At 34.3% G+C, this 24,893-nt stretch carries 21 protein-coding genes; 6 read left to right on the plus strand and 15 right to left on the minus strand.

The window, feature by feature from the left end:
* Positions 1 to 118: 118 nt before the first annotated feature.
* Entirely contained in the window at positions 119 to 847 is a 729-nt protein-coding gene (locus tag QTL86_RS09740) for an HAD-IB family hydrolase (protein ID WP_127066246.1), read from the minus strand.
* 224 nt (positions 848 to 1,071) lie between these two features.
* Here QTL86_RS09740 and QTL86_RS09745 point away from each other — a divergent pair, with 224 nt between their 5' ends.
* Positions 1,072 to 1,953, plus strand: a complete 882-nt coding sequence (locus QTL86_RS09745; protein WP_410497081.1) for a putative ABC transporter permease — start codon at positions 1,072 to 1,074, stop codon at positions 1,951 to 1,953.
* The gene (locus QTL86_RS09750; protein WP_127066244.1) at positions 1,953 to 2,441 is read left to right on the plus strand and encodes an HD domain-containing protein; all 489 of its coding nucleotides are present in this window, start codon (positions 1,953 to 1,955) and stop codon (positions 2,439 to 2,441) included. The genes QTL86_RS09745 and QTL86_RS09750 overlap by 1 nt, the downstream gene beginning before the upstream one ends.
* Before the next feature lie 143 nt (positions 2,442 to 2,584).
* Here QTL86_RS09750 and QTL86_RS09755 read toward each other — a convergent pair whose 3' ends face one another.
* From QTL86_RS09755 to QTL86_RS09780, 6 genes are all read right to left on the minus strand, one after another.
* On the minus strand, positions 2,585 to 4,339 hold the full coding sequence (locus QTL86_RS09755; protein ID WP_410497082.1) for a peptidoglycan DD-metalloendopeptidase family protein: 1,755 nt from the start codon (positions 4,337 to 4,339) through the stop codon (positions 2,585 to 2,587).
* A gap of 205 nt (positions 4,340 to 4,544) precedes the next feature.
* Positions 4,545 to 4,799: a (2Fe-2S) ferredoxin domain-containing protein gene (locus tag QTL86_RS09760; protein WP_013656602.1), complete on the minus strand. Its 255-nt coding sequence runs from the start codon at positions 4,797 to 4,799 to the stop codon at positions 4,545 to 4,547.
* 3 nt (positions 4,800 to 4,802) lie between these two features.
* A complete protein-coding gene (locus tag QTL86_RS09765) occupies positions 4,803 to 6,491 on the minus strand; it encodes a [FeFe] hydrogenase, group A (protein WP_410497083.1) in 1,689 nt (562 codons plus the stop codon).
* Between the two features lie 2 nt (positions 6,492 to 6,493).
* Positions 6,494 to 8,368, minus strand: coding sequence for an NADH-ubiquinone oxidoreductase-F iron-sulfur binding region domain-containing protein (locus QTL86_RS09770; RefSeq protein WP_410497084.1), 1,875 nt, complete (start codon positions 8,366 to 8,368; stop codon positions 6,494 to 6,496).
* 1 nt (position 8,369) lies between these two features.
* The gene (locus QTL86_RS09775; protein WP_127066240.1) at positions 8,370 to 8,846 is read right to left on the minus strand and encodes a complex I 24 kDa subunit family protein; all 477 of its coding nucleotides are present in this window, start codon (positions 8,844 to 8,846) and stop codon (positions 8,370 to 8,372) included.
* Positions 8,847 to 9,064: 218 nt separating this feature from the next.
* Positions 9,065 to 9,988 carry an NrtR DNA-binding winged helix domain-containing protein gene (locus tag QTL86_RS09780; protein WP_410497085.1) on the minus strand — a complete coding sequence of 308 codons (924 nt, stop codon included), beginning with the start codon at positions 9,986 to 9,988 and terminating at the stop codon, positions 9,065 to 9,067.
* A gap of 230 nt (positions 9,989 to 10,218) precedes the next feature.
* On the opposite strand from QTL86_RS09780, the gene QTL86_RS09785 reads away from it, so the two are divergent.
* Positions 10,219 to 11,691, plus strand: a complete 1,473-nt coding sequence (locus QTL86_RS09785) for an SGNH/GDSL hydrolase family protein (protein WP_127066238.1) — start codon at positions 10,219 to 10,221, stop codon at positions 11,689 to 11,691.
* 62 nt (positions 11,692 to 11,753) lie between these two features.
* Here QTL86_RS09785 and QTL86_RS09790 read toward each other — a convergent pair whose 3' ends face one another.
* A complete protein-coding gene (locus QTL86_RS09790) occupies positions 11,754 to 13,217 on the minus strand; it encodes a UDP-N-acetylmuramoyl-L-alanyl-D-glutamate--2,6-diaminopimelate ligase (RefSeq protein ID WP_410497086.1) in 1,464 nt (487 codons plus the stop codon).
* Positions 13,218 to 13,340: 123 nt separating this feature from the next.
* On the opposite strand from QTL86_RS09790, the gene QTL86_RS09795 reads away from it, so the two are divergent.
* Positions 13,341 to 14,192, plus strand: a complete 852-nt coding sequence (locus QTL86_RS09795; RefSeq protein ID WP_410497087.1) for a helix-turn-helix domain-containing protein — start codon at positions 13,341 to 13,343, stop codon at positions 14,190 to 14,192.
* A 62-nt stretch (positions 14,193 to 14,254) separates the two neighbouring features.
* Here QTL86_RS09795 and QTL86_RS09800 read toward each other — a convergent pair whose 3' ends face one another.
* The 7 genes from QTL86_RS09800 to QTL86_RS09830 form a co-directional block, all read right to left on the minus strand.
* Positions 14,255 to 15,658: an amidophosphoribosyltransferase gene (locus QTL86_RS09800; RefSeq protein WP_410497088.1), complete on the minus strand. Its 1,404-nt coding sequence runs from the start codon at positions 15,656 to 15,658 to the stop codon at positions 14,255 to 14,257.
* A gap of 285 nt (positions 15,659 to 15,943) precedes the next feature.
* Entirely contained in the window at positions 15,944 to 17,962 is a 2,019-nt protein-coding gene (locus QTL86_RS09805; protein ID WP_410497089.1) for an FtsX-like permease family protein, read from the minus strand.
* Positions 17,952 to 18,719, minus strand: coding sequence for an ABC transporter ATP-binding protein (locus QTL86_RS09810; protein ID WP_127066233.1), 768 nt, complete (start codon positions 18,717 to 18,719; stop codon positions 17,952 to 17,954). The genes QTL86_RS09805 and QTL86_RS09810 overlap by 11 nt, the downstream gene beginning before the upstream one ends.
* Before the next feature lie 89 nt (positions 18,720 to 18,808).
* Positions 18,809 to 19,822, minus strand: a complete 1,014-nt coding sequence (locus QTL86_RS09815) for a sensor histidine kinase (RefSeq protein ID WP_410497090.1) — start codon at positions 19,820 to 19,822, stop codon at positions 18,809 to 18,811.
* A complete protein-coding gene (locus tag QTL86_RS09820; RefSeq protein WP_410497091.1) occupies positions 19,819 to 20,484 on the minus strand; it encodes a response regulator transcription factor in 666 nt (221 codons plus the stop codon). The genes QTL86_RS09815 and QTL86_RS09820 overlap by 4 nt, the downstream gene beginning before the upstream one ends.
* 228 nt (positions 20,485 to 20,712) lie before the next feature.
* Positions 20,713 to 21,381, minus strand: coding sequence for a hydrolase (locus QTL86_RS09825; protein ID WP_013656589.1), 669 nt, complete (start codon positions 21,379 to 21,381; stop codon positions 20,713 to 20,715).
* A gap of 148 nt (positions 21,382 to 21,529) precedes the next feature.
* A complete protein-coding gene (locus tag QTL86_RS09830; protein ID WP_013656588.1) occupies positions 21,530 to 21,730 on the minus strand; it encodes a hypothetical protein in 201 nt (66 codons plus the stop codon).
* Positions 21,731 to 21,904: 174 nt separating this feature from the next.
* Between QTL86_RS09830 and QTL86_RS09835 the strand changes: the two genes are divergently transcribed.
* Positions 21,905 to 22,630 (plus strand): polysaccharide deacetylase family protein, encoded by a 726-nt coding sequence (locus tag QTL86_RS09835; RefSeq protein WP_013656587.1) that lies wholly within the window; start codon positions 21,905 to 21,907, stop codon positions 22,628 to 22,630.
* A gap of 195 nt (positions 22,631 to 22,825) precedes the next feature.
* On the plus strand, positions 22,826 to 24,829 hold the full coding sequence (locus QTL86_RS09840) for a carbon-nitrogen hydrolase family protein (protein WP_410497093.1): 2,004 nt from the start codon (positions 22,826 to 22,828) through the stop codon (positions 24,827 to 24,829).
* Positions 24,830 to 24,893 lie beyond the last annotated feature (64 nt).

Raw genomic sequence — 24,893 nt, forward strand, 5'->3', positions numbered from 1 at the left:
AATATTACAAAGTTTTTTCATCAAAAAGTTAAGTTTTTCAACGTTTTTTAATGCATTTGTTTTCTATCTGTAACATTTGTTTAACATTTTTAATATTTAATTAATCCGAACAAATATACTAATCTATTAATTTTAAATTATTAATATCTAAATGATAAATAACATCCTTCCTCTCTACAATAATATTAATTTTTTTTCTGAGTACTTCATCCTGATTAATTTTACTAATTAGCTCTCTTGTGGGATTAATGGCATAAGGATGTCCTACCATACTTAACATCGTTAAATCTCCTGCCGTATCTCCATATGCGTAGCTTTTACTTAAGTCTATATCATACTTTTCCACCATTTCTAAAATAGCTTTTCTTTTGCTAACTGCATCCCACATCGGTACAATTGAGCCATTATAATAACCTTTTTCATCTAATTCATAAATGGTTCCTCTGTAATCATCCATCTCATATTTCTTAGACATTTCCTTAACTAGTTCACTAGGAGAACCTGAAATGGCAATAACCTTATTTTTTTCTTTTTGGTGCCATTTAATTTGCTGTCTTGAAAAAGTATACACACGCTCTCCTTTTTGCTGAATAACACGTCTTGCTACATAAGCCATTTGTTCAGCATTTAAGCCTTTTACTGCTTCTTTATAGATATCTACCATCTTTAAAAGATACGTATCATAGTCACCTACTCGCTTATCCCAATTCATATAAGCTGGCCTTACCTCACTATACCATTGACTGCCATCAATGTATTCATAGTTAATCATCTTCTTAAATACTTCTGTTATAAGACCTTCTCGATAAATCGTCCCATCAATATCGAAAAATGCTGCTGCAATCATATTTTCACTCCTTTATATTAACTATTATTTGCATATCTTCTTTTTATATATTATCATATTTACAAAACATTTATTATTTTTAACATTCAACTTCAATTATTAAAGATGCATTTGAAAAACAATGAAGAAAGAAAAAGTGATTATTGTTAACTCAAATACCGCTTAACTTTTATTCTTCATTATTTATTTCATATACTAAAACTATATCAGAAAGGAAGGAACCTATGGCTTCTTTGTCTTCTACATCATTTTATGAACTTATTTATTATTTTTTTATATATAGTACTTTAGGTTGGCTTATGGAAACAACACTTAATTCTGTTAAACATAAAACATTTATTAATCGTGGCTTTTTAACTGGTTTTTACTGTCCTATTTACGGGGTGGGTATGTGTAGTATCTATTTATTTTGTACTCCTTTTGCTAATAATCCTTTTTTAGTTTTTATAGTTGGTTTAGTAGTTGCTACCTCGATCGAATATTTAACCGGTATGATTATGGAGAAACTCTTTCATGCTTCATGGTGGGATTATAGCCATTTTAAATGTAATCTAAACGGTAAAATATGTCTTCGTATTTCAATTGCTTGGGGCATACTTGCTCTTGTATTTACCTGTTATATTCAGCCTTTTTTTGTAATATTAGTTGGAAAAATCCCTAAAATACCTGGAACAATTGTACTTTGTATTTTAATCACCCTTTTTACAGTAGATTGTATTTTTAGTACGTATTCAGCCTTTAAGCTTAGCACTAGAATGCCTTCTTTGGCTTTATTACGTAATGAACTCTCTACTATATTAGAACAAAGCAAACTCTACACCACAGCTGAAGAATTAAAGAAATGGACTGAAACCTACAAATCTAATGTATCGGTTTCTTACATTATGGAAAAACTTCGACTACAACTAACGGAAGCTAGTGATTCATCTTCTGAAAAATTACGTCAAGCTATTTCAGCTTTACACAAAAAGTATACAGATCAAATTAATAAATACAGTTTAGGTGAAAAACGTTTACTTAAAGCATTCCCTAGGCTCTCCTTATCTAAACTCAAAAAAATCAATACTAAAAAAGAATCTACTCGTTCTAGAAAGGAAGATTTGTAATGAGACTTAATGATGATGAAACCTCCTACTTTAAAACGACCTTAGAAGAATTTATTACATCACCGTATATTCATCAAATGAAAGGTTATACCCAGCATGGTCATACCTCCTGCCTAGATCACAGCTTATTAGTGGCCTACTATAGTTATTACCTTGCTCGTCGCCTCCATTTAAGTACAGACTATAAAAGTATTATTCGTGGCGCTTTACTTCATGACTTTTTCCTTTATGACTGGCATGAAAAAGGTGACCGTAAAGGTCTCCATGGTTTTACACATCCTAAAGCTGCTCTTGCTAATGCAGAAAAGTATTTTTTGCTTAACGACAAAGAAAAAGATATTATATTAAAACATATGTGGCCTTTAACGATTAAGCCACCTCGCTACAAAGAAGCTTATATTGTAAGTCTAGCTGATAAATGCTGCTCTACTATGGAAACTCTTAAAAAAGCTCCTTCTTCACGCTCTTTAAACTTGCAATTCTACTAAAGTTATTCTTGCTTAGTTTCATTTATACAAAAAGAGTTACGATTTATCTATCGTAACTCTTTTTTATTATCAAATTTCATTCTTTCAATTGTTTTAATTGATTTAATTGATTTAATTTATTGATTTAAAATTTTTGTATTAAACTAATACACACTAGTCGGATTAATAGGTGTTCCATTTTTTCTCACCTCAAAATGAAGATGGTTACCTGTAGAATCTCCTGTAGAACCTACCCCTGCAATGTTTTGTCCTTGTGAAACATAAGCTCCCACATTCACATATAAGCTACTACAGTGTGCATAATAAGTTTGATAGCCATTACCATGATCTATAATAATAAGTTTACCATAGCCACCATTATTATAGCCTGAATAAATAACTTGTCCTGCTGCTGACGCATAAATAGGTGTACCTGCTGATGCTGCATAATCTATTCCTTTGTGGAAGCTTCCCCATCTTGAACCATAACCAGATGAAACTCTTCCTGCACCTTTTAATGGATGAATAAATTTCCCTGAAGAAGTACTTGGTTTACTACTGCTTCCACTGTTACTTGAATTATTAGAACTACTTGAACTATTACTTGAACTACTTGAACTACTTCCACTATTGGTAGTTGGTTTAGTAACTACTGGTCTTTCTTTTGTTCCATAAGCAATGACTTTCGTTTTAGGTTCTTTTAATACTTTCTCAGAAATAGTTTGACGACTCACTTCCACACCATTCACCTTTGTTACTTCTACTGTAAGTTCTTTTAGTCCATCATTTCCTTCTTGATATATTTTAGTCTCATCTTTATATAAGTCAGAGAACTCAACATATTCTATTTCACCTGGGATAAGTTCTTTAAAAGTAGCTTCTTCTACTGTAGAAATAGATAAAATAGGTTTAGGTACTTCTAATTGAATAACATCCCCTATTTGCATTCTCGTTTCATCTACAATTTGAGAATTAAGTTCTAAAATTCTCTCCATGGTTGTCCCATGCTTAACTGCAATATCCCATATATTATCGCCTTCTTTTAATTCATAAGTAATGGTCTCATAACGCTTATCTAATAATACTTCTTTTGCTTTTTCTGCTGATAAAATCTCACTTTGATCAACATAAACATTGCGTACTGTTACTTCTTCATTAAAATCCAAACCATGCATTGTACGTTGAATCTTTTGACCTTCTTGCTTTTCAGTTTCTTCCGTTTCTTCTGCATTTTCTTCGACTTGAATGTTTCCTACAGATACTTTATTAGTTACCTCTTCTTGTGGCAATGCATCTGCTACTTCTACCTTTTCTATTTCTTGATTATTTGTAGTTGTTGTTACTTCAGTCGATTCTGTATTAGGCGACTGTGTAACTTGTGCTTCTGCTCTATTTTCTTCCTCAGCTCTTTCACCTTGACTAACTTCTGTTTCTCCTGATGTTTCAGTTTCTACAGTTGCAACTTCTAATGTTAACTGTCCTTTAGCTGGTAAATAAGCTTTAGCGATTTCTGTTAAGATTGTTTCTGCTGCACTTTGGCTATCTATAACCGCATAGCTGTTTCCGTCTACAAGTATTTCATATGCCTCTACACCATAGCTAATATTTTCACTTAAAGCTTTGACTAATTCATCATAAGTATTCATTTCTGATGCCTTACTATGTATGGGCTCTAATTCAAGGGTTTCATTAACTGCTATGTCTACCCCTATATCTTTCTTAAGCGATGTTACAAGTTCTTCATAAGCTGCTGTAGCTTGTTCTTTTTCTTTTACGACAGCCACTACCTCACCATTTACAGAAAGTGCATAAGCATTTTTTCTAGTATTATACCAAAGTAAGCTTCCACCCACCAAAGTAATGACTACACCACCTATAATCATTTTATTTACTTTTTTATTATTTTTAATCTGTTCCACAAAGGACGGCATATTGCTCACCTTCTCTTACTTTTAATTTGAGTTCTAGCTATATCAAGCTATCTCTGCCATTTTATCTTATAAATGTTACGTAAATATTAACTAACGATTAACTAACATTATGTATTACTGGTAATTTATTCAAATACAAAAAAGCATTGCCATTATTGACAATGCTTTTTTATCACTCAACCTTAACTACTATCTATTTTTCCCCATTTAATCTCGTAAGCACTTCTTCCTTAAAAAACGTTCTAGCCGTAGCTCCTGACACACTATAAATATCCCCCTGATCAATCTGTACTGATACAGCCTCAGTGCAGTGACCTAAACAAAATACTGCTTTTAATTCCACTTGTTCAAAAACTTGATATTCCTCTATAAGTTGTTGAAAAGCGCTGATCACATTATAGGACCCTTTAATATGGCAAGCACTTCCTATACAAATTTTTAGTTCCATAACTTACTCCTTTCCTATGTAATCCACATGTAATAACTGATGTACCTTTCCCTTCAAAACGCCCGAATAAAGAGATATAATAAGAGGATTTTCCTCAGAACGCTTAATACTACTTAAACGATCGGCTTCATAAAGTCCTTTCCCACGTATAGCTTTTTCTTCATTTCTGGCAAATGGCTGACCAGCTCCTCCCACACAACCCGTTGGGCAAGCCATTACTTCTACAAAGTCATAATGCTTTTCTCCTGATTTCATAGCTATAATCAAATCTTCTGCATTTTTAAGTCCACTTACAATGGCCACCTTTAAATAGTTCTCTCCAAAAGGTATCTCTGCTTCCTTTACACCTGCCATGCCTCTTACACCGTTAAAAGCAATACTACGTAAGCTAGTTGTTGATTTGTCATCAGCTAGACGACGAATAACTGCTTCTGTTACCCCACCTGTTACACCGAAAATAACACCTGCACCACTACTTACACCAAAAGGCATATCTACAGCTTCCGGCTCTAACTCATTAAAGACAATACCGGATTCTTTTACCATTTGAATAAGTTCTCTAGTTGTAAGTACATAATCCACATCTGGAATGCCATCACGCTTCAGTTCATCTCTTGCAGCTTCTTCCTTTTTAGCTGTACAAGGCATCACTGCTACAACAATAACCTTACGCCTAGAATGACTATAATGTTCCTTCAAAACAGCTCCAAACATCTCCATAGGTGAACGGCAAGAAGAAACTTGACTGATGAGCTCTGGATGATTGTTCTCTACATACTTTACCCATGCTGGACAACAGGAAGTAAAAAGTGGCAATGCATCTTTTTTTTCTATACGTTCTAAGAGTTCATTGGCTTCTTCTAATACAGTCAAATCTGCTCCTGTCGTTGTATCAAAAATTTCATCAAAGCCCATACGTCTTAAAGCAGCAATAATTTTTCCCATAACATTATGCCCATTTTCTTCACCTAAAGATTGGTCAATGCCCACTCTTACAGCTGGTGCTATTTGAACAATCACCTTAGTTTCTGGATCACTTATTACATTCCAAATAGCCTGTGTATCATTTTTCACAACGATAGCTCCAGTTGGACATACTGCCGCGCATTGGCCACAGCTCACACATTTAGATTCACTAATAGGCTTATGAAAGGCTGTACTAATACGCATATTGGTACCTCTATGAGCAAAATCGATGGCACCAATATTTTGCATCTCATCACACATTCTAACACAATCGCCACATAAAATACACTTACTTTCATCACGTACAATGGCTCTAGAAGAAGTATCTAATGGCACTTCTTTTTTACTATTTTTAAAACGAACTTGATTAATGCCAAATCGCATAGCAAGTTCTTGAAGTTTACAGCCTCCATTCTTTTCACAAGTCGTACAGTCTCTACAATGATTGGCTAAAATAAGCTCTAATATCATTTTACGATATTTTCTAAGTCTAGGTGTATTTGTGTAAATCTCCATTCCTGCTTTAGGTGGTGTAGAGCAGGATGCTTCTATTCCCCCCCACTGATTCTCTATCATACATAAACGGCAGGCACCGTATACGGAAAGCTCTGAATAATAACAGAAGGTAGGCAGCTCGATTCCTGCTTTTCTAATTAATTCTAATATATTTTTCTCTCCATTAATTTCTACAGGCATGCCATCTATTAACATAAACTGTCCACTCATCTTTAATCCTCCTTCACTGCTTTAAATGCACAAGCCCCGATGCAGGCACCACATTTAATACATTTCTTTTCATCAATTTTAAATGGTTCCTTAATTTGTCCTAAAATCGCCCCTACAGGACAGCTTCTTGCGCATTTTGAACAGCCCTTACAAAGTACTTCATCAATATAAATCTGACGAAGCTTTTGACATGTTTTAGATGGACATTTTTTATCTACAATATGCGCTAGATATTCACCTTTAAACTTCTTAATCGTACTTACCACCGGAAAAGCAGCTGTTTTTCCTAGCCCACAAAGTGCTGTAGAAGAAATCGTATCTGCTAATTCTAAAAGCTGGTCTAAGTCATCCTCTTCTCCTCCACCTACTACGATACGCTCTAGAATCTCTAGCATACGTTTAGTTCCCTCTCTACAGGGTACACATTTGCCGCAAGATTCATTTTGAGTAAAGTTCATAAAGAAACGTGCCACTTCTACCATACAAGTATTTTCATCCATAACTACTAGACCACCTGAGCCAATCATAGCACCAGCCTTCTTTAAAGAATCGAAATCTAGTGGTAAATCTAAATCATCACTGGTTAAGCAACCTCCTGATGGCCCTCCAATTTGAACAGCTTTAAAATTAGCACCATCTCTCATACCACCACCAATATCAAAAATGACTTCTCTTAAGGTGGTTCCCATAGGCACTTCTATAAGTCCTGTATTTTCAATATTACCTGTTAAAGCAAAAGCCTTAGTTCCAGGACTCTTCTCTGGTCCTATTCCTTTATACCAGTCAGCCCCATTCAAAATAATCAGTGGCACATTAGCAAAGGTTTCTACGTTATTAAGTACAGTAGGTTTCTCAAATAAACCTTGTTCAACTGTTCGTGGTGGCTTCACACGAGGCATCCCACGTTTTCCTTCAATTGAAGCGGTTAACGCGCTACCTTCACCACAAACAAAAGCCCCCGCTCCTCTATTAATCTTAATATCAAAGCTAAAGTCTGTTCCTAAAATATGCTCACCTAATAAACCATACTCCCTGGCCTCATCAATTGCTTTTCTTAAACGACTAATAGCCAATGGATATTCTGCCCTCACATAAATATATCCTTCTCTTGCCTTACAAGCTTTAGCTGCAATCATCATACCTTCTAACATACGATGAGGGTCACCTTCCATAATACTTCTATCCATAAAAGCACCTGGATCTCCTTCATCTCCATTACATACAACATATTTCGTAGGTTCTACTTGACGTCTTACCTGTGTCCATTTTCTACCAGCAGGAAAACCACCACCACCTCTACCTCGTAAATTGGATTCTGTAATTTCATGAATGATGCCTTCATCATCCCTATCAAATAAAGCCTTTTCTAAGGCTTCATAGCCCCCTACAGCTAAATATTCTTTTATAGATGTAGCATCAATATGCCCACAATGCTCTAAAACAAGCCTTGTCTGTTTTTTATAAAAAGGAATTTCTGCTTGGGTTTTATAGCCCTTACCATCCTTTTTATAAATAAGACGTTCAATACACTGACCTTTTTTAATCGTTTCTTCTATAATCTCTTTACAATCCTCTACCTTTACTTTTATGTATAAGTAACCCCATGGCTCTATTCGAAGTAGAGGTCCCATTTCACAAAAGCCATGACAACCACTTTTTTTCATACCAATTGAAGAGTCATGTGGTTCTTCTTCTAAATTCACACTACAATTAAGTCCTTCTTCTTTCATTAACCTTAGCATTTCTTCATAAATCTCTAAAGAGCCACTTGCAATGCAACCTGTTCCTGAACAAACTAAGATTTTTATTTTTTCTAACTCAAGTGCTTCCTTGCAAGCTATCCTCATTTGCACTAAATCTGCTCTATCTTTTAGCATCTTAGTCTTCCTCCCTTAGTTCAGATAATAAAGCTTTTGCTTTTTCCGGTGTCATACTACCATAAACCTTATCATTAATGGTCATAACGGGAGCAAGTCCACAAGCACCTAAACAAGAAACCGTTTCTACTGTAAATAATAAATCATCTGTCGTTACCTTTTCTTCTGATAAACTTAAGGTTTCTCTTAAGGCATTTAAAATAGGAATTGATTTTCTAACATGGCAGGCTGTACCATCGCATATCTTAATAACATACTTTCCTTTAGGTTCTAATGAAAAATTTTCATAAAAAGTAGCTACACCATAAATTTTGGCAGTACTCATCCCTAATTTTTCTGATAAATAAGGAAAAACCTCTTCTGGTATGTAGCGATAAATCTCTTGAATATCTTGTAAAATACTAATAATACTACTTGGCTCTAACCCATTTCTTTCAAGTATCTGATCTAGTTCATGCCACTTAATAACTTCTCCCATAATTGCCTCCTTATTTTAACTGGTGCTCTAACTTGAAATTTATGTTAATTTATTAACAATAATCATTATTCAGATTACTACTTTGTTAATATCTTGTCAATATGACTTGCAAATTATTTAGAATTATCACAATAAAAAACACTATCTTTCAGCATATTTAACATACTGTAAGATAGTGTTTTTTCATTGTATAGACTTATTGCCTGTTTTTCACTTGATTATCCCATAAAATCATGTTGCCATTCTTCATTAAACTGATAATAATTAGCTGGACGATGTCCTCTTTTTTGTATGATTTCTGTTTTCTTTACCATTGGAGCAATTTTTCTTCTAAAGTTAGCTTTCAAAAGTTTTTTATCCAAAATAACTTCATATACCTTTTGAAGTTCACTTAAAGTAAAGTATTCAGGTAAAAGTGTAAATGCTAAAGGTGTATATTCAATTTTATTTTTAAGACGTTCTAAACCTTTGTCGATTAATTTATAGTGGTCAAATGCCAAACCATCTTCATAACCATCTAGCTTCTCATATCTAGTGGTTTTTACAGGATAAGGCGTCTTTGACTCGTATACTTCTTTAATTTGATAGCCTATCTTTATGGCGCCACCATCTGATTCTAAAGTAAGCTCATAGGTTTCTACAAAGGCATAGCCCTGTTTTCCACTAAAAGTAGGTTTTTTCTTAACACTAAACCAGCTTACTTCATCTGTTGTACGATGTGCACTTGGTTTCAATTTTGATTCGTCTACCAATGCCATATAGGAAGTAGAAATAACTCTGGTTCTAGGGTCCCTTTCTACTTCTTCTTGATCTTCCCCTAAGGTATAAAGCTGTTCTAGATAAATATCCGTTACATTCGTTTCATCTTTAATTTTACGATAAGCAGCTTCCCTTAAGCCTTCTTTCATGCCTACAAATCCACCAGGAAGCGCCCAATTTCCTAGAAAAGGATGCTCACCTCTTTTTACTAGAAGTACTCTTAGTTCTTTTTCTGGCAGTTTCCTAATATCAGTATTTTCCTTATCTCCTACTGTAAGCAACAACATATCTACAGTTACAGAAGGCTTCTCATATTTAGCTAAATCATAGCTTTGTAAAAATTCTTGCTCCGTTAATCCATTTTTATCTCTTAGGAGTTCCATTCACTCACCACTTTTCTACTTAGTATCATTTTATACTATCAATTTATTTTATCACTTATTATATCATATTGAGAAGATTTTTTACTAAAAATCAATGGATTTATTACTTTTTAACTTTACTTTTATAACAAATAGGCTTCTTTTATTTCTATTTCATAACATTTCCACTTGACTATATTGTAAAACTAGCTAGTTCACGCTAAACTATAGCTTGGAGGTGCGCATCAACTATGAAATTACGACAACGTCTTGTCACACAATGTGCTGTTTTGTTATTATCTACAACTTTATTAGGTCAGATTACTTTAGGAGCAACCTTTAATCCCATAGAAAATCAAACTTTAACAAGTGAAAACCTTAAAACCGATACAACGATTTTAGATTATACGAATTTAAATGTGGAAGGACTTCTTTTACCTAAAGAGCTTTTTATTTTAGAAGGCACCAATACAACTGTAGAGAACTATACTATTTTTAATAAAAATGCCTTTTTATCTCAATTTTCCAACTATAATTTAAACGTTGTATCATCTTATGGGATAGCTTCAGAAGACTCTTGGTCTTTTAAAACAGGTTCATTAAATGAATATCCTTTAAATAAACGTTTTGATTTAAACTTTTATCTAAGTAATGATACAACTCTTGCAGAACAAAATGTTTCTGTTGAATTGGTAGATACCTCGAACACAACCCCTGTAAGGCTGCTTGCTATTGGTGACAGTTTAACTAGAGCTGGTATTTATTTAAATCAAGTTGAAAAGAAACTTCCTAATGTCAAAGTATTGGGAACAAGAGTTTATGAAACAGACGGTATCTCTGCCAGAGAAGGCCGTGGCGGTTGGACCTTAAATCGTTATTTTACTGCCATTAATTCCTCTGAGCTAGATAGTCCATTTATGTTTCCTACAACTATTGATGGGGCTCGCTATAAAGGTAACACCCGTGATTGGAAAAATATTTGCTACACCGACTCTACTAATCCTATTTATGCTGGTTTCCAAACAATCGCTAGAGATTGGAAAAGTAAAGGTCCTTACCTTTATGATATGAATGGTTATTATAAGTATCCTTTAAAAGGTGACGTCATGGTAGATCCTAGCCGTCCTAAAGGAAGCGAATGGATTGAATGGACAGGCACTAGTTGGGAATCTATGGCCATTCAGCCTACAACCTTTGAATTTAGCTTTTCAAAATATATGGAACGCTTTGCAGCTGCTTATACCGAAGGTGCTCCTACTCATGTGAGTATTCTTCTAGGTGCCAATGATTTTGGTTATAATAACGCTCTAGAGGATATGGAGGGGTATATACGTAAGCTTAATCAAATGATCGCTTCTATTAAGGCCTATGATCCTCATATTAAGATTATTCTTTGTACCCCTACGCCAGCACCAAATACAGAAATTGTTACAGATAGTCATCAAGCTTTCTATAACAAATACGATCGCAATATGAAAATTGCCACCTATTATCTACTAAAAACCTATGATAATGAACAAAGCAAACAACAAGGTATTTATATTGCCCCTATGCATCTTACCTTAGATACAACTAACGGCTTTGATTATAAGGAAACTACTGAAACCATCGATGGTGCTACAATACCTGTGATTAAAGCTTCTAATGGTATTCATCCTAATAATAGCTATGGGCAATTACAAATGGGTGACACACTAGCTGCTGTTATCCAAAAATATCGTTAACTAAGATGATAAGCCATTCATAATAAAAATGGGTACTGAATACTTCAGCACCCATTTTTATTTTAAGCATTTAAATAATTACTCACAATTTCGCAATCATCTAGATGCCACTTCTGATTACCTATCAATTGATAAGTTTCATGTCCCTTACCAGCAATAACTACTGCATCTCCTTCTTCAGCTTCTGCTAATGCCGCCACAATAGCCAATTTGCGATTCTTAATCATTTCATATCTTCCCTTAACTTCCAAGATACCTTTTTCTATGTCCGCCATAATCTGCTCTGGTTTTTCATTTCTTGGATTATCAGAGGTGATAATGGTTAAGTCACTATAGGCTCCAGCCATAGTCCCCATTTCAGCTCTTTTACTGGTATCTCTATCTCCCCCACATCCAAAGACCACAGTAAGCTTCCCTGAAATTAAATCTTTTGTCGTTTGTAAAAGTTGTTTTAAACTATCAGGCGAATGTGCATAATCTACTACTACTAAAACACCCTTGGTATTAGGAATGATTTGAAAACGCCCAGGTACTTCATTAATCCAATGAAGTGCCTCTAGAATGTTAGTTAATTCATATCCCAAACTCACAAGAGTAGCAATTGTTGCTAGTGCATTATACACACTAAAACGTCCTGGTACTGGAAAGTTAACCGAATATTGCTTTCCTAAATAGATTAGCTTAAAGTCTACACCGGTTAATCCTTGATGAATCTGCTCAGCCTTAAAATCTGCTTTTTTATCAATGCCATAGGTAATTACCTTACAGTGACCTTCTTGTTTAATTTTTTCCGCCATCAGATCATCTTGATTAACAACACCTATTCGGCAATTTTTAAAAAGCTTTAACTTAGCGGCCCCGTATGCTTCCATCGTACCATGTTCTTCTAAATGAGCCTGAGTTAAATTCGTAAAAACCCCTACTTGATAGGCCATCTCATAAACTCTATTTTGAGCTAAAGCTGAAGAGGTTACTTCCATCACACCATAGGTTGCCCCCTTATCTAACATCTCTTTTAAGCTAGCCTGTAGTTCAATGGCATCCGGTGTTGTGGGATTAATTTTTTTAGTCTTTAGCTTTTCTCCCTCTAGCGTATTACGGATTGTTCCAATAACACCTGTTTTCTCACCTAAAGTACTTAAAACCTGTGCAATAAAATGGGTAATCGAAGTTTTTCCATTAGTTCCTGTTACACCTATCATTTTTAAAGCTTCACCGGGTTTTTCATAATAATTTTGGGCGATAATAGACATCGCTTTACGGCTATCATCTACTTGAATAATGGTTATTTTTTCAGGTACTTGATCAATCTCATGTTCAATCATTAAAATAGTTGCCCCTTGTTTAATTGCTTCTTGTGCGAAACAATGACGATCTACATTTCTATTCTTAACACAAATAAATAAAGCGCCTTCTACCATGGTTCTTGTATCCCATGCTATGTGCTTTACCTCGTGCTCTATCTTTCCTTGTAGTACTTTATAATCCACACCCGCTAATAAATCCACTAATTTTTTCCCTATCATTATAGGTCACCTCCCTAGTATTTACTTAATTGTATGCTACTTTTTTCATATTATCTCTGCAAAAAATGCTTCTTACTATGTAAAAAGTGCTATAATAAAGCAAACTTATACAAGGAGGTTATTATGAATAATACAGAAGACGGCTTAAATAAACGCAAAGGTTATTTGCATCAGGATTATTTATTTTTTCATTTAAGGGATCAGGAAAGTCAAACTTTCTCTATGCATTATCATGATTTCCATAAACTCATCCTCTTTATAGAAGGTTCTGTCACGTATTGTATAGAAGGAAAATATTATCATTTGCGCCCTGGTGATTTACTATTAGTTCCTAACAATGCTCTACATAAACCACTTATTCACCATGAACAACCCTATGAACGTATTGTTTTATGGCTTAATCCTCATTTACATATAGTCTCAGAAGATTGTATGCAGTGTTTTTATACATCCTGCGACCAATCACATTTATTACGTCTTACTACTAAAAATCAAAAACACTTTCGCCACTTATTAGAACAGCTAGAAACTTCTCAAAAAGATAACCTCTTCGCCCATGAGTTATTAGAAACTGTTCACTTAACCCAGCTGCTTATCTGGCTTAATCGTTACATCTTAGAAGCAAATCATTCAGTAACTTCACCTGATATTGTCTATCATCCGCGTATTACTCAACTTATTGACTACATTAATATCAATTTAGAAAAACCTCTTCCTATTAGTGAATTAGCTACTACCTTTTATCTGAGCAAACACTATTTAATGCATTTTTTTAAAACAGAAACCGGATATAGCTTACATCAGTATATACAAAAAAAGCGTCTTATTAAGGCTTCTCATCTCCTTCAAGATGGTATACCTCCTTCTGAAGTTTATATAAGTTGTGGCTTTACAGACTATAGTCAATTTGCTAGGGCTTTTAAGAAGGAGTTTCATACCACTCCCAAAGCCTATTTACTACAATATAAAAACTAGAAGAGATGCTGCAAATGAGCAATCCCTCTTCTAGTTTTTCTTCTTTATAATGAAAGGAGATTTTACTCTTTTCCATTCCAGCAGTAAGTACAAAGCTTGCAAGGTTTGATACCTACAGATTCAATCATGTCATCTAATCTATGAAATCTAAGAGAAGTAAACTTCAATTGTCTACAAATGGTATCTATCATCTCTTTATAACTTTGACTATCTGGATTAGCATAATCCTCTAGCATTTCTTCAGCTTTATCTCCTTCTCTTTCTAATATGATTCTTCTTGTAATTAAATCTAACTCTGAATTAGAACGAGAGAAATTTAAATACTTACAGCCAAATAATAAAGGCGGACAAGCTGGACGAATATGTACTTCTTTTGCGCCACTTTCATATAGTAGCTCTGTTGTTTCTCTCAGCTGAGTACCACGTACAATAGAGTCATCAATTAATAATAAGCTTTTATCCTTAATTAATGCATCTACTGGAATAAGTTTCATACGTGCAATGAGATTACGTTGATTTTGACTAGTTGGCATAAATGACCTTGCCCATGTTGGGGTATATTTAATAAATGGCCTTGCAAAAGGAATACCTGAAGCATTGGCATATCCAATGGCATGGGCAGTTCCTGAGTCTGGCACACCTGCTACTATATCTGGTGTTACATGATCCCTTTTAGCTAACATTTTACCACAATCGTAACGCATTTTCTCAACATTTATCCCCTCATATGTAGAAGTAGGATAGCCATAATAAATCCATAAGAAGGTACAAATTTTCATTTCTTCTTTCGCCGGGCTGACGGTCTCCATCCCTTCTGGTGTGACATAGACAATCTCAGCAGGCCCTAATTCGTATTGGGTTTTATAGCCTAAATTAATATAAGCAAAGCTCTCAAAGGCAACACAATAGCCTTCCTCTTTTTTTCCTATTGATAAAGGTGTTCTGCCATAGAGGTCTCTGGCTGCGTATAAACCTTCCTTAGTCATCACAATCAAAGTCATAGATCCTTTGATACATTCTTGAACATATTGAATCCCTTCCACAATGGTATCTTTATGATTCATTAAAGCAGCTACAAGTTCTGTTGGATTAATATTGCCCCCACTCATTTCTAAAAAGTGTGTATTACCATTTTGAAAGGTCTTTTCCACAAGCTCTTCCGTATTATTAATCTTTCCAACCGTTGTAATCGCAAAACTCCCTAAATGCGATTGTACTAATAAAGGCTGAGGCTCAGTATCTGAAATACATCCAATGCCAATATTTCCTGATAGTTCTTCTACATCTTTTTCGAACTTTGTACGAAAGGGTGAATTTTGAATGTTATGGATTGAACGGTTAAAGCCTTTTTCCCCATAAACAGCCATCCCTCCTCTTCTAGTACCTAAGTGTGAATGATAATCTGTTCCAAAAAATAAATCTAAGACACAATCTTTTTTTAATGCTACTCCAAAAATTCCACCCATTTGATATCTCCCTGTTAAACATTATTTTATAATTGTATATATTTTATTATACACATTTTCGAACAATAAAACAAGTTTACATATCATCGTTCGGATTTTGCAAGTGATTTTATTTTAATTTTAACTATCGCCCTATCTATTCTATGCCTTTACTCAGGAAGCTGAGGGGCTATCCTAAAGATAAGGTGTAGTAGTAGTAGCTTATGAATAAGCTATACTAGTTTGAGCACAAAAAAAAGCTTATTTTTGTATAAGCTTTCTTTTTATACTTTTATATTTACCCTACTAACGTTTAGCTCTAATAATATTTTTGCTACTCATATAAGTTGCTATAAAGTAGCCACCATACACCACTAAAATAACAGCTGCTGCAAGAAATAAATTATTAGTTAGCTCATATCCTCCAAAAATACTAATCACATCACTTCCTACTTTTAAACCTACAATCGAATGAATAACCGCTAAAACAAGAGGCATTATAAAATAAATACTTATTTGCATAAATAAAGCTTTATTAACCATGCCTTCTTCTGCCCCTAATTTTCTAAGCAGTTCATAACGTTCACTATTGTCTGCCGCTTCTGAAAGCTGTTGAAGCGCTAAAATAGCTGCACAAGCTAAAAGAAATACCATACCAATATAAATCGTTAAGTAAGTTACCATGGCTGATAGCCCTGCACTATTCTCATAAATACCTATTCGTGTCATCAGCAAAGAATACGGTCTCCCTTCACTGGTTGGATATAGCTTATAAATGGCTGTATTAAATAGTTTTTCTTGTTCCTGTGCATTTCCTGGGTAATTAACATTCAGTATCCTAATATAAATGTCTCCCCCTTCTACAAATTGATCCGGTACAATTAGTGTTCCTACATTCATAGCCATATTTTGATTTTCATAAGTAGTAGTAAGTACTTCCTTGGTAGCTGCTTTTAATAGCTTGCCATTCATTGTTAATTGCCCTTTATTTATTAAAAACTGTTTGAGATAAGGCTTGGTTTGACCATAGTTACAGTTCATCACAAATTCATCTTCTTTTAGCTCAATAGGACTTAGACCTTGCATCTCTAAGGCTTTGTTATAGTCTGTAGCACTCATCACATAAAAAGGCTGTTCCTTAGTATACTCCCAAGCTTCCATTGCAGCTAGTTCCTCTATATCCCCTAAAAGGTCTTCCCATGTTACTTCTGTACGATAAAGGATAAGCTCTGAAGACTCCTTAACTAGCTCCTTAAAAGGAAAACCTGTTTTTTCCAGGCTTGCTTGAATACCCTCCTTTAAACCTAGCTCTCCTTTATAAGCACTATAAGCCTCAAAGGTAGCATCAAAGGGCGTTAAAGTTTCTAACTCCCCATTAAATGCTCTTGCTACTGAAAAGCCACTAGCTAAGCCTGCTATGGTTAAAAAGAGCATGATACAGATGACTGACATTGATACAAAAGCAGTGTTAATTTTATGATTAAGCTGTCTTAAGACAAATAAATTTAGTCCCTTAAAATAAACAGACTTACTTGTTTCCACTAAACGAATTAAGAAGCCTCCTAATGATACAAAGAAAAGAAGGGTTCCAACAATCCCCAATACAATAGAACAAATAAACTGCTCGTTGATACGCATTAAGCCATTTTCTAAAATAAGATAATACGCTACGCCTAAACTCATAACTGCTAAAATAAATAAAATTACTGAAACGCCTATACGCTTTACTCGTAGGCGTTCATTTTTTTTGCCGGAATAAATTAGTTCGATCAACTTACACTTAGAAATAGTCATGGTATTAAAAATCATAATAATAATGTATATGATACTAAAATAGCAAATCGTCTTTAAAAAAGCCCCTTTAGAAAAAATGAATACAAAAGCTTTTAAATTAGCTTCAAAAAGCTTAGCCGTTACGACAGATAAAGCCTGTGAGGCAAAAATACCTACTAATAATCCTGTACCCAAAGAAAACAAACCAATAATAAAGGTCTCTAAAATCAGCATTCTAGAAACAGTCCCTCTATTCATTCCTAGTGTGAGATATAAACCTAGTTCCTTTTTTCTTCTTTTAATTAAAAATTTATTGGCATATACCATTAAAAATCCTAGGACTACTGAAATAAAAATAGATACATAACCTATACTTACTGATAAAAGCTCTAAGATTTCTTTTTGAGAACTGGAGATATTCAGCATAACTTCTTGGCTGTCAATGGCGTTAAAAATATAAAAAATACAAACACTTAAACTTAAGGTCAAAAAATAAACTAAATAATCTTTTATGCTTTTTTTCACATTACTAATCGCTAACTTAAAAAACATTGCTTAAGTCACCCCCTAGTAACGTCACAATCTCAATGATTTGATTAAAGAAGTCTTTTCTACTACGGTTACCGCGATGAATTTCATTAAAAATCTTTCCATCTTTAATAAATAAAATACGACTGCAATAGCTAGCTGTAAAAGCATCATGAGTAACCATTAAAATAGTCGCTTGTAATTCTTTATTCAGTTTTTCAAAGCTCTCAAGAAGCATCCTAGCTGCTTTTGAATCTAAAGCCCCTGTCGGCTCGTCTGCTAAAATAAGGCTAGGTTTGGTCACAATCGCTCTTGCTGCTGCTATTCTTTGCTTTTGCCCCCCTGACATTTCATAAGGATATTTATTTAAAACCTCTTCTATTTCTAACCTCTTAGCAACTTCTTTAATCCTATCATCAATAGCTTTTGCTGGCGTCTTAATAATGGTTAACGCTAGCGCAATGTTTTCATAAGCAGTCAAGGTATCTAACAGATTAAAGTCTTGAAAAATAAAACCTAGCTCCTCTCTTCTAAAGCTAGCTAGCTTCTTACTATTTAAAGCAGTAATATCTTTCCCTTTAATTAAAATATGACCTGAAGTGACCTGATCTAAAGTAGCAATACAATTGAGAAGTGTTGTTTTACCGCTTCCTGAAGCTCCCATAATCCCTATAAATTCACCCGATTCTACTTCAAAACTGATATCATTTACAGCTTGTGTAATATTTCCTCTTGTGCCATAGTATTTCTCTATATGACTTACCTTTAATATATTCTCCATTGTTTTCACCTCTTTTTTTGATACCTTTATTTTAAGTCTCTAAGTAGTCAGGCTCCATGGCTTTTACTTACAATAACCTTACAGTAATGTCACAAAACCAATAGATGCATTTTACTCTTAGGGAAAACAATGCTAACGGTAGTTCCTATTTGCTCTGTACTCTGAATACCTATTTCTAGTCCTAGCTTGCTACAAAGCTTTTTTGCAAGGTAAAGTCCTAGACCTGTAGACTTGCTATAGCGTCTACCATTTTCTCCTGTGAAACCTTTGTCAAATACTCTTGATAAATCTGTTTCTTTAATGCCAATACCATTGTCTTGTATCTGCAAAACAATGCTATTTTCTAAGATGGTTGCTTTAAAAGAAAGCTGAGGATGATTACTTCGGTACTTAATAGCATTACCAATGACTTGTCCTAATATAAAGTCCATCCACTTGCTATCTGTATAAACACTATAATCTAATCCTCCTAATTCAATGGCTATTTTATGTTCTATGAGTACTCTCGAATATTTTTTAATACTTGCTTTAACCAGACTTTCTAGATTTACCTTCTTTATAATATAATCTTTTTCCACATCGCTACTTCTTGAATAAAATAGCGCCTGCTCAACAAAACCTTCTATTTTGTCCATTTCTTCGCCTAAGCTTTTTGAAATAGATGAAGGATGATTAGACAACATTAGTCTACTAGCTGCAATAGGTGTTTTCACTTCATGAACCCAAGTCTCAATATACTCTCTATACTCCTTGGCTGAGTATTTATAAAGAGCAATTTGATCATTCATACTTTTAGTAGTTCCTCGAAACAAATCATACAAAAAAACACCCTCTTCAAAGGTAGGTCTTTCCATTACCTCTGATAACAGATATTTCTTCTCCAACCCCTCATATTGTTTCACTAATTTTTTATAAAAATGATATTTTCTTAGATAACTATGTAAAAACACCAACCATTCAGCACCTATTAAAACACTCATAATAAAGCCAATAGCATAACCACCTATATCAAGTACACTTAATAAGGCTGCTATAAATATAAAAACAAAAGCCTTAATCATTAAATCTAAACTTCTATCCTTTAAATAATCTTTTAAGCTCATAAACGATACCCCTGACCACGTTTTGTCATGATATAATCATTAGCCCCTACATCCTCTAATTTACGCCTTAATCGATTAATATTAACGGTCAAAGTATTGTCATCTACAAATTCATCTGATTGCCAAAGTTCATTCATGATTTCATCTCTAGATACAATGGTTGTTTGATGCTTCATCAGCAAATGTAAAATGCGAAGTTCATTTTTTGTCAGTTCTACTTCTTTATTTTCAAAACTAGCTTTACTTTGAGATAAATCTAAAGTTAACCCTTTGTAAGTAATGGCTTTAAGTTCTTGGTGTCTCTGAGTTCTTCTTAAAACTGAAGCTATACGTGCTAATAAAATTTGGATATTATAAGGCTTGGTCACAAAATCATCCGCACCTAGATTCATGCTCATTAATTCATCCATTTCACTATCCCTACTAGTGACAACAATAATGGGGATACTCGAAGCTGCTCTAATCCCTTTACAAATATGATAACCATCTACATAAGGTAAATTAATATCTAATAAAATAAGATCTGCTTCACTACTTAAGGCCTGTTCTATTACATGTTCAAAAGATTCAATCAGAATACATTCATAGTCATAGCAAGTTAATAGGTTACTTAACTCTGTCCTAATTTTGACATCATCCTCAATAATTAAAATCTTAGCCATTTCTCCGCTCCTTTATATCAAACGTTCATATTATTTTTAGGATTTCCTCTTTGCTTTATTATAACTAAATACTTGTTTGAAAGTAACCATCCGAGCCTATTAAATTCATATCCTATTAGTCATTTTGAAAAACTACATGTCACTGTTAGTGAGCTTAGTAGTAAAAGGATGGCATAAAAATACCAGTAGCAGCTTCTTTAGTGAAGTCATTACTACTGGTCATATTTCTTATTCTTCCATACGATAAATACTCATTTTAGCTTTAAAAAGTTCTGTATTACTAGGTGGCGTATAGGTAATACAATTAGCGCCTGCTTCAACTGTTTCTCTTACTGTTTCCTCTGTCGGTCCACCCGTTGCAATAATCGGCAATTCTGGATATTGAGCTCTAATAACTTTTACAATCTCAGCCGTTTGTTTCCCACCACTTACATTGATAATATCAGCACCTGCTGCAATTTTACCTGCTATATCTGCATCACGACTTACAACCGTTACGATAACTGGAATATCAATGTGTTGTTTTACATGAGTAATCGTTTCATGAGGTGCTGGGGCATTTAAAACAACACCTATAGCACCTTGAAATTCAGCATGTAAGGCAATATTAGCGGAACGAATACCATGAGTTAGGCCACCACCTACGCCACATACTACTGGAATATCTGATACTGCTAAAATGGCTTGAGTAATCGTAGACTGTGGGGTAAAAGGGTATACTGCCATAACCGCATCTGCATTATTATTTTTAATAATAGCAACATCTGTTGTAAAAATAAAAGACTTAATACGCTTTCCAAAGATACGAATACCACTACATAACCGTGTGGCTTCTGGTACTTTCACATAGTTTTTTCTAAGGTTACTAGTTACTTCTGGTATGTAGTTCTGTTTCATGTCGGTCTCCTTATCAAGTCATTATAGTGTCATTTACTATCATTATAGGCCTATCTATGCCTTTCTTATACTGTAAAAGATTAATTTCTGTATAAATTAAAAATCCTCAATTCTAACACCATCGTTAGAGATTGAGAATACCCAAATATTACTGATTTTGTTTATTCATAGCTGCCTCTGTCATTTGTGAAGGCGAACTTGGTTTAAACTTAATAGTTTCTAGTCCTTGTAATTCACCACTTAGCTTGTATGTCATTTCACAATCTAAGCATACTGCCTTGTAAAATGCTGTTTTAGTAGTGATTCTTACAAGTGGTTTCCCACAAGTTGGGCAAAAATCAAGTCTCATATGCTTCATCCCCTTTTGCTTATATTATAGTTATTATACATTTTTCATCTATAGATTACAATAGACAGCCTGCATATTCTTATATAAATCAAGGTGTTTTTATCAAGTAAATATTTTTCATTTAACTTACGCATACTACTAAATAAATATGACTTATGAAAGAGAGGTTTTGTAATGAAGCGTATCATTCAAACTTTATTTTTACTTCTTCTTAGCTTATGCTTTATTTTTCCTTTTTCACTTTCAGCTAGCAGCATAACTCCTCCTCAAGAAACAGATGAAAAAGTTGTTTATCTTACTTTTGATGATGGGCCAACACCTAAAGTAACAGAACAGATTTTAGATGTTTTAAAAGCAAATGATGTAAAAGCTACATTCTTTATAGTAGGCAAAGAAATCAAAGGTCGTGAAGCAATCTTAAAACGCATTTATGAAGAAGGCCACGGTATTGGCCTTCATACTTATAGTCACAACTTCAAGATTATTTATAAAAATCCTGAATCCTTTATTATGGAAATGGAAAAGGTTAAATCTACCATTAACGAAACCTTAGGAACTCATTTAGATATTAAAGCCATTCGTTTTCCTGGCGGTAGTGCTGGTAGACTTAATACTAAATTCTATAACGCTCTTTGCGCCAAAGGATACTGTATTTATGACTGGAACGTTGATTTACAAGATGGTATTAAAGGTACCTTACCCCCTTCTACTTTTGTGAAAAATGCAAAAAAATGTCAAGATGGTCGTATGCGCCGCATTATTTTAGCTCATTGTAACGGCAATAATAAAAATACTGCTTTAGCTTTAAATGATATTATCACTTACTACAAACAAGAAGGCTATATCTTTAAAGCCATTGATCATACCACTACACCTTATTTTTATCGCTTTAAAAAATAAGAATTATATTAACCTATTTATAAAGTAGGCGTACTTTAGTGTTTTTCTCTTCCTACTAGGGGAACTCAGTTCCCCTAGTATAAGAATAAGGGTACTCGTTTATTTTCTAATGTCCTTTCATCATTGACATAAATATTGCCATTTATATCTTGTATGTTTATACTAAAATTATCACAATGAAAAGGATTTTTTTATATGAATAGAATAATTAAACTTAATTTGTTTACATATTTTTCTTTATGTGCTATTGTTTTAATCTTTATTTTAAAATTTATTCTTTATTTTAATACTACTACCTATCAAAACTCTATTGTGGTAGGTGTTGTTAATTTTCATAGTGAGTGGGGTGATAAGGCAGCTAATATCGAACAAATGAAAACTTATATTGAAGAAGCGTCTACCCACGGTGTTAATATTCTTGTTTTTCCTGAACTTGCTTTAACCGGTTATTCAGACGAAGAAAAACGCGATGGCGCTTACTTAAACGGACTTAGAAAAAATGAAAAAATGCATGTTCAATTAGCTGAAACCGTTCCTAGTTTAGACCCTCTAGCTTCTTCTAATCAAATTGCTGGCTTATGTGAAAAATACAATATGTATGTGGTCTATGGACTGCCGGAAAGAGACCCTAGTAATGATACTGTTTATAATGCTGCTGCCATTATCTCTCCTTCTGGTGTAGAAGGTACTTATAGAAAAATCAACCCCATTGAACCAGAAACTTCTTGGTGCGTAGCTGGTAGTGATCCTTTTGTACTCGACACAAAATGGGGACCTATAGGTATTAGTATTTGCTATGACACCTATGCTTATCCAGAACTTAGTCGTTATTATGGCGCTAAAGGCTGCAAACTTATTTTAAATCCTACAGCAAGTTCAAAGGCTTATGGTGGTGCTAGTAATGATATGACTAAATGGTTTTGGTATTATACCAATCGTTTAGAAGGTGTCGTTAATACTAACGGTCTTTATATTGCGAGTGCTAATTTAATTGGTGAAGAAACTGCTCCTATTGATCGCACGATTGCTGATAATACCTTTCCTGGAGGTAGTGTCATCGTTGGGCCTTCTGGTAGTTCAAAAGACTTACCTTCTACTTATTACGGTGTTCGTGCTTCTTCCCCTTATATTCCTGCTAAACCACTTAATGATGAGGAAGGTCTTTATTTAGCTACCCTTGATTTAAGTTTAGCCACTTTGGAAGGCTTTTCTACTGAAATGTATAAACCTGCTCTTTATCAGACTTGGTACACCTTTTTAGCTTCTGCTGATAAAGAAGAGCCTTCTACTGCTGAGGTTCGTGTGGGTGTTATGGACTTTACTCCCGTATGGGGTAATAAAACTGCTAATTTAAATCAGATTAAAGAAGCTATTATAAAATCTGGGGAAGATGGCCTAAAGCTTCTCCTCTTTCCAGAGCTTGCACTGTCTGGTTATAGCTTAGATGAAAATGGTACTTCTACTATGCAAGAAACTTTAGCTGAATCCATTCCTGGGCCCTCCACTCAGGAAATAGCAGCTCTTTGTAAAAAGTACAACCTTTATGTGATTTTAGGCATGCCTGAAAAAGCAGAGGATGATAAATTTTATAATGCTTTAGCTATTATTGGTCCCCAAGGCATTATTGGCTCGTATCGAAAAATTCATCCTGATCCAAGTTCTTCTTGGTATGAAACAGGCGAAACACCTTTTATCATTGAAACTGAATTTGGCAAAATAGGTCTTTGTATAGATGATGAACTTTCTACAGAACTCATTCGGTATTATGCAGGTATGGGATGTCAAATCGTCTTAAATGCTACTCATGATTCACCTACCCTTCACACTGATCAGAGTTCACCTTACTTCAAAATGGCTTACAAAAACCAACTGGAGTATGTGGCTGATACTAACAGTATTTTTATTTTGGTTGCTAATCTAAGCGGAACAGAATATGGTAAAGCGGGTGATATTTTAGCTACTTATCCAGGTACAAGTACCATCATTGGTCCTAAATACGGAGCTGTTACTCATGCTAAGCATGAAGCTAAAAATGATTATTATGTCGATTATTATGGCGAGCCACTTGCCGAAATGCCCTCCTTATTATCCGAAACAATTAAACTTACCAAAGCTCGTTTAGGAAGTTTATACGCTACTCTACCTAGTAAAATTGCTCTTTATGCTACTTGGTACCAAAAGCTTAAGTTCGATACTTAAGCTTTTTTTAGCGACATAAAAAGGCCCGATTTTCTCTTCTTGCTCTAACTATAAAAATAAAAAG

The sequence above is a fragment of the Cellulosilyticum sp. ST5 genome, assembly GCF_046529625.1.
Taxonomy (GTDB): Bacteria; Bacillota; Clostridia; order Lachnospirales; family Cellulosilyticaceae; genus Cellulosilyticum; species Cellulosilyticum lentocellum.

Coding starts and splice junctions, on each gene's coding strand:
- QTL86_RS09775 (WP_127066240.1), bottom strand. CDS start 8,846: ATGGGAGAAGTTATTAAGTGGCATGAACTAGATCAGATACTTGAAAGA.
- QTL86_RS09790 (WP_410497086.1), bottom strand. CDS start 13,217: ATGATAGGGAAAAAATTAGTGGATTTATTAGCGGGTGTGGATTATAAA.
- QTL86_RS09785 (WP_127066238.1), top strand. CDS start 10,219: ATGAAATTACGACAACGTCTTGTCACACAATGTGCTGTTTTGTTATTA.
- QTL86_RS09840 (WP_410497093.1), top strand. CDS start 22,826: ATGAATAGAATAATTAAACTTAATTTGTTTACATATTTTTCTTTATGT.
- QTL86_RS09740 (WP_127066246.1), bottom strand. CDS start 847: ATGATTGCAGCAGCATTTTTCGATATTGATGGGACGATTTATCGAGAA.
- QTL86_RS09820 (WP_410497091.1), bottom strand. CDS start 20,484: ATGGCTAAGATTTTAATTATTGAGGATGATGTCAAAATTAGGACAGAG.
- QTL86_RS09780 (WP_410497085.1), bottom strand. CDS start 9,988: ATGGAACTCCTAAGAGATAAAAATGGATTAACGGAGCAAGAATTTTTA.
- QTL86_RS09815 (WP_410497090.1), bottom strand. CDS start 19,822: ATGAGCTTAAAAGATTATTTAAAGGATAGAAGTTTAGATTTAATGATT.
- QTL86_RS09770 (WP_410497084.1), bottom strand. CDS start 8,368: ATGCTAAAAGATAGAGCAGATTTAGTGCAAATGAGGATAGCTTGCAAG.
- QTL86_RS09765 (WP_410497083.1), bottom strand. CDS start 6,491: ATGAGTGGACAGTTTATGTTAATAGATGGCATGCCTGTAGAAATTAAT.
- QTL86_RS09800 (WP_410497088.1), bottom strand. CDS start 15,658: ATGGGTGGAATTTTTGGAGTAGCATTAAAAAAAGATTGTGTCTTAGAT.
- QTL86_RS09835 (WP_013656587.1), top strand. CDS start 21,905: ATGAAGCGTATCATTCAAACTTTATTTTTACTTCTTCTTAGCTTATGC.
- QTL86_RS09750 (WP_127066244.1), top strand. CDS start 1,953: ATGAGACTTAATGATGATGAAACCTCCTACTTTAAAACGACCTTAGAA.
- QTL86_RS09795 (WP_410497087.1), top strand. CDS start 13,341: ATGAATAATACAGAAGACGGCTTAAATAAACGCAAAGGTTATTTGCAT.
- QTL86_RS09745 (WP_410497081.1), top strand. CDS start 1,072: ATGGCTTCTTTGTCTTCTACATCATTTTATGAACTTATTTATTATTTT.
- QTL86_RS09760 (WP_013656602.1), bottom strand. CDS start 4,799: ATGGAACTAAAAATTTGTATAGGAAGTGCTTGCCATATTAAAGGGTCC.
- QTL86_RS09825 (WP_013656589.1), bottom strand. CDS start 21,381: ATGAAACAGAACTACATACCAGAAGTAACTAGTAACCTTAGAAAAAAC.
- QTL86_RS09830 (WP_013656588.1), bottom strand. CDS start 21,730: ATGAGACTTGATTTTTGCCCAACTTGTGGGAAACCACTTGTAAGAATC.
- QTL86_RS09810 (WP_127066233.1), bottom strand. CDS start 18,719: ATGGAGAATATATTAAAGGTAAGTCATATAGAGAAATACTATGGCACA.
- QTL86_RS09805 (WP_410497089.1), bottom strand. CDS start 17,962: ATGTTTTTTAAGTTAGCGATTAGTAATGTGAAAAAAAGCATAAAAGAT.